Raw genomic sequence first — 18528 nt, 5'->3', positions numbered from 1 at the left:
ACTCTCGTCGGCTAGGAAGCGACGAAAGTGCCGTTCGCTGCGGTGGAGTCGGGGTGTGACCCGGATCATCGCCGGCGTCGCCGGGGGGCGGCGGATCGCCGTTCCGCCTCGGGGTACTCGGCCTACCTCCGATCGGGTGCGGGAGGCCCTCTTCTCCGCTCTCGCCGCCGATCCGGGGCTTTCCGGCGCCGCCGTGCTCGATCTGTGCGCGGGGTCCGGGGCGTTGGGGCTGGAGGCGCTGTCGCGGGGGGCGGCGCACGCGCTGTTCGTCGAGTCGGACCGGCGGGCGGCCGGCGTGCTGCGCCGCAACGTCGACGCGCTCGGCGTGCCCGGCGCCGTCGTCCGCGTGGCCCCGGCGGCGACGGTGCTCGCCGCCCCCGCCGAGCGCGCGTACGACGTGGTGCTCGTCGACCCGCCCTACGACGTGCCCGCCGCGGAGGTGGCCGGGTGGCTGGGCAGCGCGGAAGAGCACGGGTGGCTGGCCGAGGACGCCACCGTGGTCGTCGAGCGGGCGGGGCGCGACGGGCCGTTCCCGTGGCCCGCGCCACTGCGCCCGGTGCGTGAGCGTCGCTACGGGGAGACGACCTTGCACGTCGCGCTCCGGTACGGTCCCGGGCTGTGAGGCGCGCAGTCTGTCCTGGATCGTTCGACCCGCCCACCAGCGGGCACCTCGACGTCATCGGGCGCACCGCTGCCCTGTTCGACGAGGTCGTCGTCGCGGTGCTGGTGAACAAGAAGAAGACCGGCATGTTCACCGTGGAGGAGCGCATCGCGATGCTCGCCGAGGTCGCCGCGCCGTACCCGAACGTCCGGGTCGACTCGTTCCACGGCCTGCTCGTCGACTACTGCCGCGACCACGCCATCCAGGCCATCGTCAAGGGCCTGCGGGCGGTCAGCGACTTCGACTACGAGCTCCAGATGGCGCAGATGAATCGGAGACTCGCCGGGGTGGACACGCTGTTCATGTCCACGAACCCGGAGTACAGCTTCGTCTCCAGCTCGCTGGTCAAGGAGGTCGCGACGTACGGCGGCGACGTCGCGCACCTGCTTCCCGAGAGCGTGTACGGCCGGTTGCAGGAACGGATCGCCGAACGCCAAACATGAGTCACCCGTTCGGAACTTGACACGCGGACGCCGGTCAATGCGGGGCCGCGCCTCATCGCGATGAGAGGATGCCCAGCGTGTACCGGGTCTTCGAATCGCTCGACGCGCTGGTCACGGTCGTCGAGGAGGCTCGGGGCGTCCCGATGACCTCGAACTGCGTGGTTCCGCGCGGTGACGTGCTCGACCTGCTCGACGACGTCCGCGAGGCGCTCCCGGGCGAGGTGGACGACGCCCAGGACGTCCTCGACCGGCGCGACGAGCTGATCGACGACGCCACGGCGGAGGCCGAGCAGACCCGCACCGGCGCGCAGGCCGAGGCCCAGCAGTTGGTGGCCGACGCGCAGGCCGAGGCGGAGCGGCTGGTCGCGGAGGCGCGGGCGGAGGCCGAGCAGACGGTGGCCCACGCCCGGCACGAGGCCGAGCGCGCGGTGGGGGAAGGGCGCCGTCAGTACGCGGAGCTCACCGACCGCGCCCAGGCGGAGGCCGACCGGATCGCGCACGCCGGCCGGGCCGCCCACGACCGGTTCGTGGCCGACGGTCAGGCCGAACAGGCTCGGCTGGTGGCCCAGAGCGAGGTGGCGCGCGCAGCGCACGCCGAGGCCATGCGCATCGTGGACGCGGCGGAAGGCGAGGCGGAGCGTCTGCGTCACGAGTGCGACGGCTACGTCGACGCGAAGCTCGCCGAATTCGAGGACAGCCTCACGAAAGCGCTCCGCACCGTGTCGCGTGGGCGGAGCAACTTGTGGCGCGGCGGGCCGCAGAACGGCGCGCAGCCCGGCCCCGCGATGAACGGCCGGTCGGGCACCGGGATGGATCTCATCGACTGATCCGCTCTGGATCACAGGGCTGGCGAAATCACCCCGTCGGGACGATAGGGTCACCCCGTGGTGCGCCGTCGGGTCGAACCGGACCCCTCGATCTGGTGGGAGCGGTACGGCCATCGGTTGGAACCGCTGCGGCACACCGATCCGGTGCCGGAAGTGCCGCAACAGCCAGGGGGTGCAGTGAGTTCGCAGGGGCCCGTTTCTCCGCTCGGTCCTCCACGTGAGGACGACGCGACGACCGCTACGGCGCTGGACGCCGACGCGATCCTGCGGGCCCGGCCCGACGAGCCGTCCATGGGATGGCGTCGGGCCGTGCTCCGGGCCACCGGAGGGCTGGTGAACCCGGGACCGAGCGCCGCCGAGGTGCACTGGCGCGATGTGGTGCACCGGATCCGCAGGCCGCTGGTGCAGTCGCACCGCATCGCCGTCAGCTCGATCAAGGGCGGGGTCGGCAAGACCACGGTGTCCACCCTGCTCGGGCTCGTGATGGCGGAGAACCGCGGCGACCGCGTGATCGTGCTCGACGCCAACCCCGACGCCGGCACCCTCGCCGACCGGCTCACCGGTGAGTCGTCGGTGACGGTCCGCGAGCTGCTGCGCGACCTCGACCGGATCCACTCCTGGACCGAGGTGTCGCGCTACACGAGCCTCGCCGGGCGGCTGCAGGTCCTCGCCTCGGAGCAGGACCCGGCGTCCAGCGAGGCGTTCAGCCGCGAGGAGTACCAGCACATCTGCGCGCTCCTCGACCGCTTCTTCAACATCATCATCACCGACTCCGGCACCGGGCTCGTGCACTCGGCCATGGAGGGCACGCTCAAGCTGGCCGACAGCCTGATCGTCGTCGGCGCTCCCACCGTGGACGGCGCGGGCCGCGCGAGCAAGACGCTCGACTGGCTGCTCGCGCACGGGCACTCCGCGCTCGCCACGGAGGCCATCGTCGTGCTGTCCTGCGACCGCACGAGCGCGGAGGTCGACCAGGACCGGATCCGCAAGCACTTCGAGGCCCGCAGCCGTGCCGTCGTCGAGATCCCGCACGACCCGCACCTGGCCACCGGCGGGCGGGTCGAGCTCGCCCACCTCCGGCCCGCCACCCGCGACGCCGCCTACGAACTCTCGGCGCTCATGGCCGACCGCTTCGTCACGTGAGCGAGGAGGCAGCGTGAGCGGGCACGACCTGGGGCGGCCCGACGAGCTCAGCGAGGACGCGATCGTCCGCTTCCGCGGCGAGCGCCCCGAGCGCGGCTGGCGCGGTGCGCTGTACAAGGCGAGCGGCGGGCTGCTGAACCCCGGCCTGGGCGAGGCCGAGCGGGAGCGCCGCGACCGGCTGCGGCGCATCGCCCGCGCGCTGCCGGGCACGCACCAGATCGCCGTCAGCTCGATCAAGGGCGGGGTGGGCAAGACCACGGTGTCGGCGTGCCTCGGGCTGGTGCTGGCCGAGCACCGGGGGGACCGGATCATCGCCCTCGACGCCAACCCGGACGCGGGCACGCTCGCCGACCGGCTCACCGGCGACACCTCGGTGACCGTGCGGCACATGCTGGAGAACATCGGGTCCGCTCGCACCCTCGCCGAGGTCGCCCGCTACACCAGCCTGGCCGGACGCCTCCAGGTGCTGGCGTCCGAGCAGGACCCCGCGATGAGCGAGGCCTTCAACCGGGAAGAGTACGAGCGCGTGTGCGCTGTGCTCGCCCGCTTCTACAACATCGTGATCACCGACTCCGGCACCGGACTGGTGCACTCCGCGATGGAGGGGACGCTGGCGCTCGCCGACAGCCTCGTCGTGGTCGGTGCCCCGACGGTCGACGGCGCCAGCAGGGCCAGCAAGACCCTCGACTGGCTCATCGCGCACGGCCACGCAGCCCAGGTCGCGCACGCGGTGGTCGTGCTGTCCTGCGACCGCACCAGCACCGAGGTCGATTCCGCACGCGTGCGCGAGCACTTCGAAGCCCGTTGCCGGGCTGTGGTCGAGGTGCCCCACGACCCCCACCTCGCCACCGGCGGCTTCATCGAACTCGACCGGATGCGGCCCGCCACCGTGGACGCCTTCGTGGCCCTCGCCGCCCTCCTCGCCGACGGCTTCGGTGGGCGGCCGGTCGCGTCACCGACACGGCAGGCGCCGAGCACGGGCTGACACCACCGTGGGTCGACCCACGCAACGGCCTCGGGCCCTGCCGCAGGATCGCGGCAGGGCCCGAGGTGTCGCTGGGAAGATCAGTCGTCGGAGTCGCCCGAGTCGCCCGAATCCGAGTCGCCCGAATCCGAGTCGTCGGAGTCGGAGTCATCCGAATCGGAGTCGTCGGAGTCATCGGAATCGGAGTCATCCGAATCGGAGTCCTTCTCGGACTTGTCGTCGGAGTCGTCCTTGTCGTCCGAGTCCTTGTCGTCCGAGTCCTTGTCGGAGTCGGAGTCCTTCTTGTCCGAGTCCGAGTCGTCGGAGTCCTTCTTGTCCGACTCCTCCTTCTCCGAGCTCTCCTTGTTCGAGTCCTCGCCGCGATCGCGGTCCTCGGAGCGCTTGCGCTCGCGCTCGGCCTTGCCGCTCGGGCGCTTGCGATCGTCGTCGTCGCGATCCGCGCGGTCGCCGCGGTCGTTGTCGTCGTCGTCGCTGCTGTCGCGGTCTGCGCGGTCCTCGTCGCGGTCCTGCGAGCGCTCATCGGAGTCGTTCCAGCGGTTGCGCTCGGCCTTGCCGATGGGGCGGTTGCGGTGTTCGGAGGCGGAGTCGTCGTCCCCGTCGTAGTCCCCGTCACCGTCGTCGTCCCCGCGGTCGCTGTGGCGGTCGCCGTCCTCGTCGCCGTCCTCGTCGCGGTCGCCGTCCTCGTCGCGGTCGCCGTCTTCGTCGCGGTCGCGGTCCTCGTCCCGGTCGTCGTCCGAGTCACCCAGCAGGCCGCCGGCGACTCCGCGGACGACGTCGCTGACCGAGCCTCGGTCGTCGTCGTCCCCGTCGTCCCCGTCGTCGTCGCGATCGTTGCGGTGATCGCCCCACTCGCGGTCGTCGTCGTCGCGGTCGTCGTCGCGGCTGTTGCCGCGGTCGTCGTCGTCGCCCCGCTCGCCGCCCCAACGATCGCTGCGGTCGTCGTCGCGGCCGGAGCGCTCGGAATCCGAGTCCTCGTCGCGGCCGGGCAGGACACCGTCCACGCTGTCGGACAGTGCAGCCGTGATCCCCCGCACCGGTCCTTCGCTCTCGTCGTCGCCGGAGCGCGACTCCGATCCGCGCTCCTGCGACCCGCTCCCGTCGGACGCCGAGCCGTTGTCCCCGCCGGCCAGCACGGACAAGTCCGGGCGGTCCGAGGCCGAGGGCGCGCTGCCGCCACCGCTGCCCGCCGTGCTGCCGTCCCCTGACGGGGTGCCGCCGGTGTCGCCGTGCTCGTTGCCGGCGGGCTCCGATCCGGCGGCGCCGGAGGCCTTGGCTCCGTCCTCGCTGCCGCCCTGGTCGGCGTCGTCGCTGCCGTCCTGGCCGGAGTCCTCGCTGCCGTCCTCGGTGGAATCCTCGTCGGAGTCCTTGCCCATGAGCGCGTTGACGCGTTGGACGATCGGCCGGGTGCGGTCGGCCTCGTCACGCAGCGGGCGGCGCAGGGCCTCCTCGACGCCGGAGCGCGCCTCGTCGATCGCCTCGATGGTGCGGTCGCGCTGCTTGCGGTGCTCCTCGCGCTGCTGCTCGAGCTGCCGGACCGCTTCGGCGTGGTCGGCAGAGGCGGTGGCGGCCTCGTTCTCGGCGAGCGTCTGCTCGACCGCGTCCAGCTGGACCTGCGCCGCGGCGAGCTCGCTGTTGAGCTCCGGCAAGGTGCGCAGCGCGGCGAGCTGCGAGGCGAGCGTGGCGCGCTGCTGCTCGAGCTGGGCCTTGCGGTCGCGCAGCGCCTGCACCGCTTCGTGAGGCTGGTTCGGGTCCGCCACGGGCGCCTGCTGCCAGCTGGCTTCCGTCTGGGTGACCGTGTCCAGCTGGCTGTTGATCGACGCGAGGACGACCTCGGCCTGGCTCGCCCACACGTCGGCCTCGACGGCGGGCTCCGGCGCGGCTTGCGGCGGCGGGACGACGGTGGGGGTGGTCTGGAGGTTCTCGGTGACGTAGTAGCTGGTGCCACCCGCCACCAGGCTCGCGACGGCGACGCTCGCCACGGCGCGGCGCCGCATGGAGGTGGCGGCCGCCTTGCGCTCCGCCATGGTGCGGCTCGGCTTGGCCTTCTTCACCCGCTTCGAGGTGATCGTCCGTACGGTGCGCCCGGCGTGGACCGGCGGGAGCGGGGTCTCGGAGATCGTCCAGGACGCAGCGGGGCTCCACTCGCGTTCCGGCGGATCGCTCAGGGCCGCCGCTGGGGCGGGCTCCGGATCCCGGGGAACGGCGAGCGGTTCGGGTGCTGCGGTGGTGTCGGGTGCGGCGGCCTCGGTCTCCGCGCGAGCCGCGTGGCGCATCTTGCGCGCCGTGGCGCGGTGCGCCGGCGAGCAGTACAACCGGCGCGGGCCGCCGTCGTCCGGCTGCACGACGTTCTCGGTGCATCCGGGCAGGGCGCACTGCTGTGGCCCGTCGGTCATGTCGTCCCCCCAGGACAGATCACTGCCGCCGTCTCCTCGTCACGGCGGGCCTCACCACACGGCGAGAGCCGGCCCACCTTGTGGACCGGCCCCGTCGAACGACGATCCGTGTGCCGGAGGACCCGAATCGGACGTCGCGGCGAGGTGACCGTGCTCCACCACGCTGCTGCCTCCGTCCTCGCGTTCCAGCAGACCGTCACTCGATTGTGCAGCAGCCTACTGCCGTCCTCCTGCCAGATCGATGGCGGTTCGATCTCCAAGGGGGCGCGTGGCGCGCGTGTGCTCCCCGTGAGGGCGACGTGGCACACGGTGAGTAGTGGGCGGTGAGATTCCGGATGAACCGGACATCGCGCGCAGGTGTCGCCGGAGCACCGCGTTCGATCGTTGTACGATCCTTCAGTCGAACATCTGTCGAGGCGGGGAGGCGACGTGACCACCGACGGGCCTGCCATCCACGGCCTGGTGGCGGACCGCGCCCTCCTCTCGCGGACGAGCACCGCGGAGCGGGTCGCCGGCATCCTGCGCAGCCGGATCATCGAGGGCTGGTTCCCGCCGGGCACCCGGCTGGCCGAGGACGGCATCGGCACGGCGCTCGGGGTCTCCCGGAACACGCTGCGGGAGGCGTTCCGGTTGCTGTCGCACGAGCGACTGCTCACCCATGAGCTCAACCGCGGCATGTTCGTCCGCACGCTCACCGTCGACGACGTCGTCGATCTGTACCGGGTGCGCCGGATCGTCGAGTGCGGCGTCGTCCGCACCGTCGCCGGCCCGCACCCGGGTCTGCCCGCAGTGGCCGCCGCCGTCGCCGACGGGGAGGAAGCCCTTCGCGGCAGCGAGTGGCAGGCGCTCGGTACGGCCAACATCTCGTTCCACCGGGCCCTCGTGGCGCTGGCCGGGAGCCCGCGGTCGGACGAGCTGATGAGCGGCATCCTCGCCGAGCTCCGGCTCGTCTTCCACGTCATGGCCGACCCCCAGCGCTTCCACGAGCCCTACCTCGAGCGGAACCGCGGGATCCTGCACCGGCTGCAGGGCGGGGACGGTCCGGGTGCGGCGGAGGACCTCGAGGACTACCTGCACGATGCGGAGGAACAGCTCGTGGCGGCCTACGCGCAGATGCAGGCAACAGCCGGCGGGTGAGTGCGCTGCGGCCGATCTGCGCCACTCACTCATCGCCCCGCGGGGGGCGTTCTGCGTAGGATCCGTCCTCGCGTGATCACCGTGAGGGGGGAGGGACGTGCCGAAGCGATCGTTCGCACCGGGGGACTCGCGCGACCCGGGCCCGGAGGCGTCCGCGACGGAGCCGCCGCAGCCCGTCGCACCTCCCGTGCCGCCGCCCGCCCCACCCCCGCAGCCCTCACTCCCACAGCCCGTGCCACCGCAACCGCGGGCCGCGGCACCGCCCGCTCCGGCGTCGCCCCGCCCCGCCGCCGGGCACATCGGTGACTCCTCGGCCCTGAGCGAGTACACGATCGTCCGGCGCCGCTCCGACCGGCCGGGTTCGGGCTGGCGCCGCGCCGTCCACCTGCTCAGCGGTGGCCTGGTCAACCCGGGGATCGGGCCGGCCGAGCACCGTCGCCAGGAGCTGGCGCTGAGGGTGCGCCGGCCGCTTCCCGGCCCGCGCCAGATCGCCGTGGTGTCAATGAAGGGTGGCGTGGGGAAGACGACGGTGACGGCCCTGTTGGGCCTGATGCTCGCCGAGCACCGCGGCGACCGGATCGTCGCGCTCGACGCCAACCCCGATGCCGGCACGCTCGCCGACCGCCTCACGGGGAAGACCGATTCGACCGTCCGGGACCTGCTCGACGGGGTCGAGGACGTGGCCTCGCTCAGCGACGTGGCGCGGTACACCACCCTCGCAGGCCGGCTCCAGGTGCTCGCATCGGAGCAGGACCCCGCCCGCAGCGAGGCGTTCGACCGGGCCGAGTACGAGCGGGTGTGCGCGGTCCTCGCCCGGTTCTACAACGTCGTCGTCACCGACTCGGGCACCGGCATGGTGCATTCGGCGATGGACGGCACGCTGGCGCTCACGAACGGGCTCGTGGTCGTCGGATCGCTCACGGTCGACGGTGCCAGCCGGGCCGCCAAGACGCTGGACTGGCTCGTCGCGCACGGCCACGGGCGGGTGGTCGAGCGCGCGGTGGTGGTCCTGTCCCGCGACCGGACGAGCAAGGAGATCGACACCGAGTTGCTCATCGGGTACTTCTCCGCGCGCTGCCGCGCGGTGGTCGTGGTGCCGCACGATCCGCACCTCGCCACCGGCGGGCGGATCGAGCTCGACGCCCTGCGCCCCGCCACGGCGGACGCGTTCCTCGAGATCGCGGCGCTCGTCGCCGACGATTTCGCCGTCGACGATTTCGCTGCGGACGATTCCGCTGTCGGTGATTCTGCCGCCGACCACTTCGTGGGCGCCGCCACCGGCACCGATCACGACCGCCCTGGCCACGGCGCGTGATCGGCGGCACCATGCCGACTGTGAAGATCTTGCCTGCGTTGCCCCGCCTGCTCGCCGGTGCCGCAGCGGCCGCGCTGCTGACCTCGGCCTGCGCCACCACCGTTCCCGGCGAAGCGACCCCGGGCGCCGGCCCGCAGACCTCTCGGGCCGTGCCTGCACCCGATTCCGAGCCGTCGGCGCAGGGTTGCGAGGTCCGCGCCTCCTCGACGGGCTCCATCAGCAGTTCCGGAGCCGGCGGGCGCACCGTGACGACGAACGGGCGGACGTCCTTCTCCTGCGGTTCGGGCCCGCTGATCGCGATCGAGTCGATCGACGGCTCGGGCGTGACGTTCTCCGCCGACGGCGCCACCGCCACGGTGGCGCCGGGCTCTGCCGCCGCGGTGGGCCCGTACGAGATCTCGGTCGGGAGCGTCGACGGGGGCGCGGCCGAGTTCCAGGTCGAGCCCAGCGGCTGAGCTCGTGGGGTCCTCCGGGTGTTCCGGCACCCGGTAGCCTCCCGGCGAGATCATCGAGGCACAACCACGGTCGGGGAACGGGGTGGTCGGGTGAGCGGCCCGGGGGGCGGTAGCGACGAGCAGGCCGACGGGGTCGGTGCGCCGTCGGCCGAGGACCGCGGTGGGGCGCCACCGCGCCCCAGCCGCTCCCAGCGTCGGCGTCGGCGGACCGAGGAGGCGCCGGCGCCCACAGCGCCCGGTGACACAGCGCCCGATGACACCGCGCTCGGTGACACCGCGCCCGTTGACATCGTGGCCGGTTCCGGGGCCCCCGCGCCGCCTCGCCGGGCGGAGGTGGCCGCGCCTGCGGGTGGCCCGGACGCGGACGGCCTCACCTCCGAAACGATCGTCCGGCGGCGCGTCGACCGGCCGACCGACGGCTGGCGCGGCCTGCTCTTCACCGCTACCGGCGGCCGGCTCAACCCCGGTGTCGGGCCTGCCGAGCACGCGCGCCGCGAGCAGGTGCGGCGCATCCGGAGGCCGCTCGGCAGCGCGCACCAGATCGCCGTCAGCTCGATCAACGGCGGCGTGGGGAAGACCACCGTGGCCGCCTGCGTGGGCCTGGTCCTCGCGGAGAACCGGGGCGATCGCATCGTCGCGGTCGACGCCAACCCGAACGCGGGCACGCTCGCCGACCGGCTCACCGGCGACGCGTCGATGACCGTGCGGGAGATGGTCGGCCAGATCGAGACGCTGCGCTCCCTCGCCGACGTCGCCCGCTACACCAGCCTCGCCGGGCGGCTGCAGGTGTTGGCCTCCGAGCAGGACCCGGCGATGAGCGCGGCGTTCGAGCGCGACGAGTACGAGCGGGTGTGCACCGTCCTGCGCCGCTTCTACGACGTGGTCATCACCGACTCGGGCAGCGGGCTCGTGCACTCGGCGATCGCCGGCACGCTGGCCCTGGCGGACAACCTCGTGGTCGTCGGGTCGCCCACCGCGGACGGCGCGAGCCGGGTGACCAAGACCCTCGACTGGTTGACGGTTCGGGGGCACGCCGACCGCGTCGCCGACGCCGTCCTCGTGCTGACCTGCGATCGGGCCGGCAAACACGTCGACACGGCGCGGGTGCGGCGCCACTTCGAGAACCGCTGCCGCGCGGTGGTCGAGGTGCCCTACGACCCCCACCTCGCCACCGGCGCCCGGATCGAGCTGGACCGGATCCGCCCGGCCACCCACGACGCGTTCCGCGCGCTCGCCGCGCACCTGGCAGACCGGTTCGACGCCACGCCGGTGGGCGTCGGCGCCGATCTGGTGCGCCACCGGGTGGAGGCCCTGCCGCCGGCCGGCTAGAGGCTTGGCCCGCATACGGTCGCCGGCCCTGATCACCGGCGGCGAGCGGTGTGAGCCGCACGCCATGGCCCTCACGGCCGCGCTGACGTGCGTCTCGCGGGCCGGCTCGCGGTCATGATCGCCAGGAGTGGTGCCAGAGCCGCAGATCCGCCGCTCTGGCACCACTCTCGCTGATCATGGCCGCCTCGCGTTCCGCGGAACGCCCTTTTCATGATCAGATAGACGTGAGCGGGATTCGGGAAAGATCCAACCCCCATCACGTCTATATGGTCATGAAATCTCCTGTGGGCGCGCCGTTCCCGGCTCGCGGCCACTGCCTCACGCCCGGCCCGGGTCTGCGGCGCAGTCGGCCGGGTTCCCCTGACCCTGTCCGTCGGCGGGGTGGCCGTGTTGGTAGAACTACCGAGTATTGGGGCTTGGTGGGCGGCCGTTCCCGGCGCGGGCCCAGGCCTGTTCGGGACGAGACCGCGCCTGTTGGGTGCGTGCGCACCGTGCGGTGGTCCCGTTGCACCCCTTACCGGTGATCATTGGGCAGGTCGGAGACGTGTTCGCCCTCATGATCGGCGGGATCGGGACCTGCGGTGCACCGGGAGGGCGTTGCCGAATCGGCCCGCGGATGCCGGATGGTGATCGCTGCGAGAAGCACTGGACGTCGCCGCGACAGCACCCACGCACTGCTCGGACCGATCACCCGGCCTTGATCACTTCGACAAGTGCGCCACCGTCGCAACACCCGCACCCAGGTACTGATCAGATCGATCACCGCGTACCGCGTCCCGACCACGCAGCGCCCGCGGTGTCGGCGCGGAGGTCGGGCTCGGCACCGGGCCCACTGCGGGTAGAGGCCACGCAGTATCGGTTGTCCATTGCTGCTGCCACTGCGATGAGCAACCGATACTTCAGATCTTCGCCGGCTCCGTCGCCGGGCGCCGCGACAGCCGCCGTGCGCGCGGCACGTGGGGCGCGTCGTGCTCCGCGTCGGCGAAGCGCAGCCGGACGCGCGCGCCTCCCAGCGCCGCCCGCTCGACGTGGATCGTGCCGCCGGTGGCCTCCACGGCGTCGCGGGCGATGTCGAGCCCGAGGCCGGTGCCGCCCCCGGAGCTGACGCCGCGGCTCAGCGCGGCCGCGGGGTCGGCGACACCCGGTCCCGCGTCGTCGACGACGAGGCTGATCCAGCCGGCGTGCGACACCACGGCGACGGCGAAGCCCGTGCCCTCGGGCGTGTAGCGGAAGACGTTGCCCAGCAGCGCGTCGACGACCGCGGCGAGGTCGTCCTCGGCGAGCGCGATCGTGGCGGGCGGTGGTGCGGTGCGGACCTCGCAGGAGCGCCTGCTGTGCTGGGCGAGCGCGGACCAGAACGCCATACGGCGCTGCACCACCGCCACCACGTCGCAGCGGGCAGGGGCCGCGTCGGGGCCGGGGGTGGAGCGGATGAGGGCGTCGATGTCGCCGTCGAGGGAGGCGATGGTCCGGCGCACCCGCTCGGCCGCAGGGCCGTCGTCGATCGCGTCGGCGTCGAGGGCGAGCGCGGTGAGCGGGGTCCGCAGCCGGTGGGACAGGTCGGCGGCCAGGCGCCGTTCGAGGGCGCGGGCCTCGGCGAAGCGTGCGGTCACCGCGGCGAGGGCCCGGGCGAGCGCCGCGGTCTCCGGGACGTGCATCCGGCGGGCGGGCGCGGGCGCGTCCTCCCTGCCGATCGCGGCGGCCTCCGTGGCGAGGGTGGTGAGGTCGGCGACCACCGGCCGCAGCCGCCGCGCGGCCACCGCCACACCGCCGCCGGCGACCAGCGCACCGGTGCCGAGCAGCAGCGCGGCGAGCCCGAGCTCGGCGCTGCCCGGGGCCCGGTCCGGTACGAACACCTCCACGACGGCCGGGCCGGCAGCGCGGACCAGCACGGTGCCGCCGGCGATCGGGACCTCCGCGGGTGCCTCGGCGTCGCCTCCCAGCCGGGAGGTGCCGACCGTCGCGCCGGCGACGTGCACCGCGAGCCGGCCCTCGCGACCGGCCGGGGCGCGGGCGATGCCGCGCCGCAGGGCCTCGCCGTCCGAGGTCGCCTCGGCCAGGCTGACGAGCGCGGCGAGGTCGGCCTCCGACCCGCTGCGCAGGCGGTCGCGCTCGCCGGCCGACTGCACGAGCAGCGCGACCGCGGTGACGGCGGCGACGGCGGCGATCGCGGTGGCGACGATCAGACGGAGGACGAGGTGCCGCACGGGTCCACTCTCGTGTCAGGCGGGGGAGGACGTCCCGCAGGGGTCGACGAGCTTGATCCCGACACCGCGGACCGTGTGCAGGAACCGCGGGTCGGCGGCGGTCTCGCCGAGCTTGCGGCGCAGCCACGACAGGTGCACGTCGATCGTCTGGTCGAGGTGCAGGTTGGGTTGGCGCCAGACCTCCCGGCACAGCTCCGACTTCGACACGACCTTCCCGCTGCGCGCCGCGAGGTAGGCGAGCAGGTCGAACTCGCGGCGGGTGAGCGTGAGCGCGGTGGCGCCGACGCTCGCCTCCCGGGTGGCCGGGTCCACGACCAGGTCGCCGACCTCGATCCGGCCGTCGTCCGCCGGTGCCGCGGCCTTGGAGCGCCGTAGGACCGCGCCCACGCGGGCGGCGAGGTGGTCGCTGGAGAAGGGCTTGGTGACGTAGTCGTCGGCCCCCGCGTTGAGCAGCCGCACGATCGTCGGCTCGTCGGTGCGCGCGGTCGCGATGATCACCGGGACGTCGCTGACTCCGCGCAGCAACCGCAGGGCCTCGAACCCGTCGAGGTCGGGCAGCCCGAGGTCGAGCACCACGAGGTCGACGTGGTCGTCGGTGACGGCGCGCAGCGCGTCCAGCGCACTGCCGACGGGCTGGACGACGTGCCCGGCCTCGCGCAGCGCCGCCGTCATCGCCGTGCGGACGGCGTGGTCGTCCTCGACCAGTAGCACCAACGCCATGGTCGAACCGTAGATGTTGGACATCACGTTCGGGAACCGCCCTCCGCGCGATCCCGACATTCATCGGGATCTGGAGGCTCCTTAAGGTCGCCTTCGGGCGCGCTTTCCTACGATTCTGCGTCCGGGGCCGCTCGGCGACGTCGACGGGAGCATCGTGGCGGGGATCGAGTTGGACCGCGTCGGCAAGGTCTACGCCGACGGAACGCGTGCGGTCACCGACCTGAGCATCGACGTCATGGACGGCGAGCTGCTCGTGCTCGTCGGGCCGTCGGGCTGTGGCAAGACCACGGCGCTGCGCATGGTCGCCGGGCTGGAGGAGATCAGCGAGGGCGAGGTGCGGATCGGGGGGCGGGTGGTCAACGCGGTGCCCTCCCGGGACCGCGACCTGGCGATGGTGTTCCAGTCCTACGCGCTCTACCCGCACCTGAGCGTCTACGACAACATCGCGTTCGGTCTGACGCTGCGCAAGGTGCCGCGCAAGCAGGTCGAGAGCCGGGTGCGGGAGGTCGCGGACGTGCTGGAGCTCGGCCCGCACCTCGCGCGCAAGCCGCGCCACCTCTCGGGTGGTCAGCGTCAGCGCGTCGCCATGGGCCGGGCCATCGTGCGCGAGCCGCGCGCGTTCCTCATGGACGAGCCGCTGTCGAACCTCGACGCCACGCTGCGCGTGCAGATGCGCGCCCAGATCGCGCGGATCCAGCGGGACCTGGGTGTCACCACCGTCTACGTCACGCACGACCAGACCGAGGCGATGACGCTCGGGGACCGGGTGGCGGTGATGCGCGGCGGCGTGCTGCAGCAGATCGCCTCGCCGCAGGAGCTCTACGACCAGCCGGTCAACATGTTCGTGGCGGGCTTCATCGGCTCCCCGGGCATGAACATGATCACGGCCGACCTGACGTTCGACGCGGACGGGCAGGCCTGGGTGGCCTTCGGCGGTCACCGGCTGGCCGTGCCCGGGGGCGTGCTGCGCGAGCGGCCGGCGCTCGAGCGCTACGACGGGCGCCGCGTCGCCGTCGGAATCCGGCCCGAGGACATGCAGGACGCGGGATCCGTCGGCCCGGTCCCGGGCGCCACGCTGACCTCGGTCGCCGACCTGGTCGAGGCGATGGGATCGGACGTGATGGTGCACTTCCCGGTGGACGCCGCACCGGTGCGCACCGAGGACCGGGAGCGCCTCGACCGCGAGTCGGGGCGCGTGGGCACGGCGGGCGGCGGCAGCGTCCTGGTGGGCCGGTTCAGCCCGCGCACGCGCGTCTTCGAGGGCCAGCCGGTGACGGTGCGCGTCGACACCGAGGGCCTGCACTTCTTCGACCTCGACACCGGCCGTTCCATATGGGCCTGAAGACGATGAAGGGCGCACCGCTGCGCAGGTGCCTCCCGGTGCTGGTGGCCGCCGCGGTGGTCGCGGCCGGGTGCGCCGGCCCGCAGCCGGGTGGCGACGGGCCGGGGCTGACCGGGCGGACGATCGAGGTCCTCGCCGTGTGGTCGGACGAGGAGCAGGCGGCCTTCGAACGGGTGCTGGACGTCTTCGAGCGGCGGACGGGAACCACCGTCACCTACGTCTCCGGTGGCGACGAGGTGCCCACCCTGCTCGCCACGCGGCTGGCGGGTGGCTCCCCGCCGGACGTCGCGGGCATCTCGCAACCCGCGCTCGTGCGCACCCTGGCGCGTGGCGGGTCCCTCGTCCCGCTCGACGGCGCCACCGAGTCCGTGATCGACGCCCAGTTCGCCCCGGTGTGGAAGGAGCTCGGCACCGTCGACGGGGAGCTGTTCGGGCTCGTGTTCAAGGCCGCGAACAAGTCCACGGTCTGGTACGACGCCGGGCAGCTCGGCCCCGGCTTCACCCCGCCGCGGACGTGGGACGCGTTCATCGAGACGCTGCGCAAGCTCTCCGACACCGGCGCCACCCCGCTCTCGGTCGGTGGCGCGGACGGCTGGGTCCTCACCGACTGGTTCGAGAACGTCTACCTGCAGACGGCGGGCGGGCAGATGTACGACCGGCTCGCCGACCACGAGATCCCGTGGACGCACCCGTCGGTGCGCACCGCGCTGCAGACGCTCGGCCGGGCCTTCCGCCCCGAGTACCTGCCCGGCGGGGCCTCCGGAGCCCTGCATACCGAGTTCACCGAGTCGGTCGTGGACGTCTTCGGCAGCGACCCGGAAGCCTCGATCGTCTACGAGGCGGACTTCGTCGCCGGGGCGATCGCGCAGAGCACCTCGGCCACCGTGGGGCGCGACGCGCGCGTCTTCCCGTTCCCCCGGATCGGGCCCGCCAGCTCGGTGGTCAGCGGCGGCGACACGCTCGTGGCGCTGACCGACGACCCGGGCACCGCCGAGCTGATGCGGTTCCTCGCCTCGTCGGAGGCCGCGTCGATCTGGGCGCAGCACGGCGGGTTCGTGTCCCCGAACCGGCAGGTGGAGCTGGGCGACTACCCCGACGACACCACGCGGCAGATCGCCGACGAGCTGGTGAGCGCCGAGAACGTGCGGTTCGACATGTCCGACCTGATGCCGACGGCGCTGGGGGGCATCCGCGGCGACGGGTTCTGGCGGGCGATGCAGGACTACCTGGCCGACCCGACGCGCATCGACGAGATCCTCGCCGACCTCGAGGCCGAGGTCGACGCGGCGTACGAGGGCGGCGCCTCGTGACGCGTCGCGCGGGCGCACCGGGCCGCGGCGGGCGGTGGATGGCGGTGGCGTTCCTCGCGCCCGCACTGGCGCTGATGGTCGTCTTCCTCGTCTACCCGACGGTCTACTCGGTGGTGCGGAGCCTCTTCGACGCCCGCGGCACGCAGTTCGTCGGGTGGGACAACTACCGCACCGCCTTCACCGACGACCGGACGCTCGTGGCGCTGCGCAACAGCGCGATCTGGGTCCTGGTGGCGCCCACGCTGGTGACCGCGATCGGGCTGGTGCTCGCCGTGCTGACCGAGCGGATCCGGTGGGCGGCGGCGTTCCGGCTGGTGATGTTCATGCCGCTGGCGATCTCGCTGGTCGCCTCCGGGATCATCTTCCGGCTGGTCTACGACGAGGACCCGGACAGCGGCCTGGTGAACGCGGTGATCATCTCCGTGCACGACGCGTTCACCGAGTCGGCGCCCTACCCGGGGGCGCGGCCCCGCGAGGGCGGTGGTCTCGTCGTCGCCCGGGACGGCGCGCTCGTCACGTCGGCGCCGGTCGGCGCCCAGGACGCGCTCGCGCTGCCGATCACCGGCTACGACCCCGCCGCGCTGCCGCCGACGGCGGACGCGGCGGCCCTCGCCGAGCCCGGGCCGGGACTGCGCGGGCTGGTGTGGCTGGACGTCGGCAGCGCCGCGGACCGGACCGGGGTGGTCGACGAGGGCGAGCGCGGCGTGCCCGGCATCGAGATCGAGGTCGTGACCGGGGACCGGGTCGTGGCCACCGCGACCACCGGCGACGACGGGCGGTTCACGGTGCCCGACCTGGCAGGGGGCGGCTACGCGGTCCGGCTGCCGGCGGAGAGCTTCGCCGAGCCGTTCCGCGGCGTGACCTGGCTCGGGCCCGTCCTGGTGACACCGGTGGTGATCTCGGCGTGGCTGTGGATCATGTCCGGGTTCGCGATGACGCTGATCGCGGCGGGCCTCGCGGCGATCCCGCGCGACGCGCTCGAGGCGGCGCGGGTGGACGGCGCCACCGAGTGGCAGGTGTTCCGCCGGGTGACGGTGCCGCTGCTCTCGCCGGTGCTGCTGGTCGTGGTCGTGACACTGGTGATCAACGTGCTGAAGGTGTTCGACCTGGTCTTCGTCACCGCACCCGGGTCGGTGCAGGAAGAGGCGAACGTGCTGGCGCTGCAGATGTGGCAGGTCTCGTTCGGGGCCGGCGGGGGCGACCAGGGGCTCGGCAGCGCGCTGGCGGTGCTGCTGTTCCTGCTCGTGGTGCCGGCCATGGTGTTCAACATCCGGCGGTTCAAGGGGGACCGGTCATGACGTCGGTGCTCGGGGCGACGGCGCGGGGTGCGCCGGTCGCGGGTGCGCCACACGGTCCCGGTGACGATCCCGTGGATGCGGTGCCGCGCCGCCGGATCGCCGCGCGGCTGGTCGCGCGGCTGGGCGGCCCGGTGGTGCGGATCGTGCTGATCGCCGTCGCGGTCTTCTGGCTGCTGCCGGTGCTCGGGCTGCTGGTGGCCTCCCTGCGGCCCGAGGAGGCCGGCGCCCGCAGCGGGTGGTGGACGGTGTTCACCGCGCCGGCGCAGCTCACCCTGGCCAACTACGCCACGTTGCTCGCCGACCGCGTCGTGCTCGGGTCGCTGTGGAACACGGTGCTGATCGCCGTGCCGTCCACGGTGCTCGTGGTCGCGATCGGGGCTCTCGCGGCCTACGCGCTGGCCTGGATCGAGTTCCCCGGCCGCGACTGGGTGCTGATCGGCGTCGTCGCCCTGCTGGTGGTCCCGGTCCAGGTGGCGCTCATCCCGGTGGCGCGGCTGCTGGGCGGCATCGGGCTCTACGGTTCCATCCCGGGGGTCGTGCTGTTCCACGTGGCGTTCGGCCTGCCGTTCGCGGTGTTCCTGCTGCACAACTTCTTCGCGGGCATCCCGCGGGACCTGCTGGAGGCCGCCCGGATGGACGGCGGGCGGGAACTGCGGATCTTCTGGCGGCTGGTGCTGCCGATCTCGCTGCCGGCCGTCGCGTCGCTGGCGATCTTCCAGTTCCTGTGGGTGTGGAACGACCTGCTCGTCGGGCTGGTGTTCGCCGACGAGGGCTCGGCGCCGATCACCGTTGCGTTGCGCAGCCAGCTGCGCCAGTTCGGAGGTAACGTCGACGTGCTGGCCAGCGGAGCGTTCCTGTCGATGATCGTGCCGCTCGTGGTGTTCTTCGCCTTCCAGCGGCATTTCGTGCAAGGCGTCCTCGCGGGGTCGACCAGATGAGGGCGCCGCCCGTCCGGGTGGCCCG

Annotated in this window: 16 protein-coding genes; 13 read left to right on the top strand and 3 right to left on the bottom strand. The window is 73.2% G+C overall.

What is annotated here, in order from left to right; all coding sequences use genetic code 11:
• Positions 1–55: 55 nt before the first annotated feature.
• The 5 genes from rsmD (at position 56) to CFP66_RS30980 (ending at position 4059) form a co-directional block, all read left to right on the top strand.
• A complete protein-coding gene (gene rsmD / locus CFP66_RS31000; protein ID WP_094928760.1) occupies positions 56–622 on the top strand; it encodes a 16S rRNA (guanine(966)-N(2))-methyltransferase RsmD in 567 nt (188 codons plus the stop codon).
• The gene (gene coaD, locus CFP66_RS30995; RefSeq protein WP_094928759.1) at positions 619–1104 is read left to right on the top strand and encodes a pantetheine-phosphate adenylyltransferase; all 486 of its coding nucleotides are present in this window, start codon (positions 619–621) and stop codon (positions 1102–1104) included. Before rsmD ends, coaD begins: the two co-directional genes overlap by 4 nt.
• A gap of 77 nt (positions 1105–1181) precedes the next feature.
• Positions 1182–1931 (top strand): DivIVA domain-containing protein, encoded by a 750-nt coding sequence (locus CFP66_RS30990; RefSeq protein WP_094928758.1) that lies wholly within the window; start codon positions 1182–1184, stop codon positions 1929–1931.
• 291 nt (positions 1932–2222) lie between these two features.
• The gene (locus CFP66_RS30985; RefSeq protein ID WP_094928757.1) at positions 2223–3074 is read left to right on the top strand and encodes a MinD/ParA family protein; all 852 of its coding nucleotides are present in this window, start codon (positions 2223–2225) and stop codon (positions 3072–3074) included.
• A gap of 13 nt (positions 3075–3087) precedes the next feature.
• The gene (locus tag CFP66_RS30980) at positions 3088–4059 is read left to right on the top strand and encodes a MinD/ParA family protein (RefSeq protein WP_094928756.1); all 972 of its coding nucleotides are present in this window, start codon (positions 3088–3090) and stop codon (positions 4057–4059) included.
• Positions 4060–4139: 80 nt separating this feature from the next.
• On the opposite strand, the gene CFP66_RS30975 is transcribed toward CFP66_RS30980, so the two are convergent.
• Positions 4140–6452, bottom strand: a complete 2313-nt coding sequence (locus CFP66_RS30975; RefSeq protein ID WP_094928755.1) for a hypothetical protein — start codon at positions 6450–6452, stop codon at positions 4140–4142.
• A gap of 429 nt (positions 6453–6881) precedes the next feature.
• On the opposite strand from CFP66_RS30975, the gene CFP66_RS30970 reads away from it, so the two are divergent.
• The 4 genes from CFP66_RS30970 (at position 6882) to CFP66_RS30955 (ending at position 10688) form a co-directional block, all read left to right on the top strand.
• The gene (locus tag CFP66_RS30970) at positions 6882–7589 is read left to right on the top strand and encodes a GntR family transcriptional regulator (protein ID WP_094928754.1); all 708 of its coding nucleotides are present in this window, start codon (positions 6882–6884) and stop codon (positions 7587–7589) included.
• 232 nt (positions 7590–7821) lie between these two features.
• Positions 7822–8904 carry a MinD/ParA family protein gene (locus CFP66_RS30965; protein ID WP_233159859.1) on the top strand — a complete coding sequence of 361 codons (1083 nt, stop codon included), beginning with the start codon at positions 7822–7824 and terminating at the stop codon, positions 8902–8904.
• 20 nt (positions 8905–8924) lie between these two features.
• Positions 8925–9359, top strand: a complete 435-nt coding sequence (locus tag CFP66_RS30960) for a hypothetical protein (RefSeq protein ID WP_143517428.1) — start codon at positions 8925–8927, stop codon at positions 9357–9359.
• A gap of 90 nt (positions 9360–9449) precedes the next feature.
• On the top strand, positions 9450–10688 hold the full coding sequence (locus CFP66_RS30955) for a MinD/ParA family protein (protein ID WP_233159858.1): 1239 nt from the start codon (positions 9450–9452) through the stop codon (positions 10686–10688).
• A gap of 899 nt (positions 10689–11587) precedes the next feature.
• Here the strand turns inward: CFP66_RS30955 and CFP66_RS30950 are convergent.
• Positions 11588–12895 carry a sensor histidine kinase KdpD gene (locus CFP66_RS30950; RefSeq protein ID WP_094928752.1) on the bottom strand — a complete coding sequence of 436 codons (1308 nt, stop codon included), beginning with the start codon at positions 12893–12895 and terminating at the stop codon, positions 11588–11590.
• A 15-nt stretch (positions 12896–12910) separates the two neighbouring features.
• Complete coding sequence (locus CFP66_RS30945) at positions 12911–13615, bottom strand: response regulator transcription factor (protein ID WP_094928822.1); 705 nt, start codon at positions 13613–13615, stop codon at positions 12911–12913.
• 154 nt (positions 13616–13769) lie between these two features.
• On the opposite strand from CFP66_RS30945, the gene CFP66_RS30940 reads away from it, so the two are divergent.
• From CFP66_RS30940 to CFP66_RS30925, 4 genes are read left to right on the top strand one after another with little or no spacing between them, the layout of a single operon-like run.
• Complete coding sequence (locus CFP66_RS30940) at positions 13770–14957, top strand: ABC transporter ATP-binding protein (RefSeq protein ID WP_094928751.1); 1188 nt, start codon at positions 13770–13772, stop codon at positions 14955–14957.
• A 5-nt stretch (positions 14958–14962) separates the two neighbouring features.
• On the top strand, positions 14963–16267 hold the full coding sequence (locus tag CFP66_RS30935) for an ABC transporter substrate-binding protein (RefSeq protein ID WP_158228275.1): 1305 nt from the start codon (positions 14963–14965) through the stop codon (positions 16265–16267).
• Positions 16264–17565, top strand: a complete 1302-nt coding sequence (locus CFP66_RS30930) for an ABC transporter permease subunit (RefSeq protein WP_233159857.1) — start codon at positions 16264–16266, stop codon at positions 17563–17565. The genes CFP66_RS30935 and CFP66_RS30930 overlap by 4 nt, the downstream gene beginning before the upstream one ends.
• Positions 17562–18503, top strand: a complete 942-nt coding sequence (locus CFP66_RS30925; RefSeq protein ID WP_094928749.1) for a carbohydrate ABC transporter permease — start codon at positions 17562–17564, stop codon at positions 18501–18503. The genes CFP66_RS30930 and CFP66_RS30925 overlap by 4 nt, the downstream gene beginning before the upstream one ends.
• The last annotated feature ends 25 nt before the right edge of the window (positions 18504–18528 follow it).

Source organism: Pseudonocardia sp. MH-G8 (assembly GCF_002262885.1).
GTDB lineage: Bacteria > Actinomycetota > Actinomycetes > Mycobacteriales > Pseudonocardiaceae > Pseudonocardia.
Note: the sequence above shows the minus strand (reverse complement) of the source record. Positions and strands in the feature narration are given on the sequence as shown.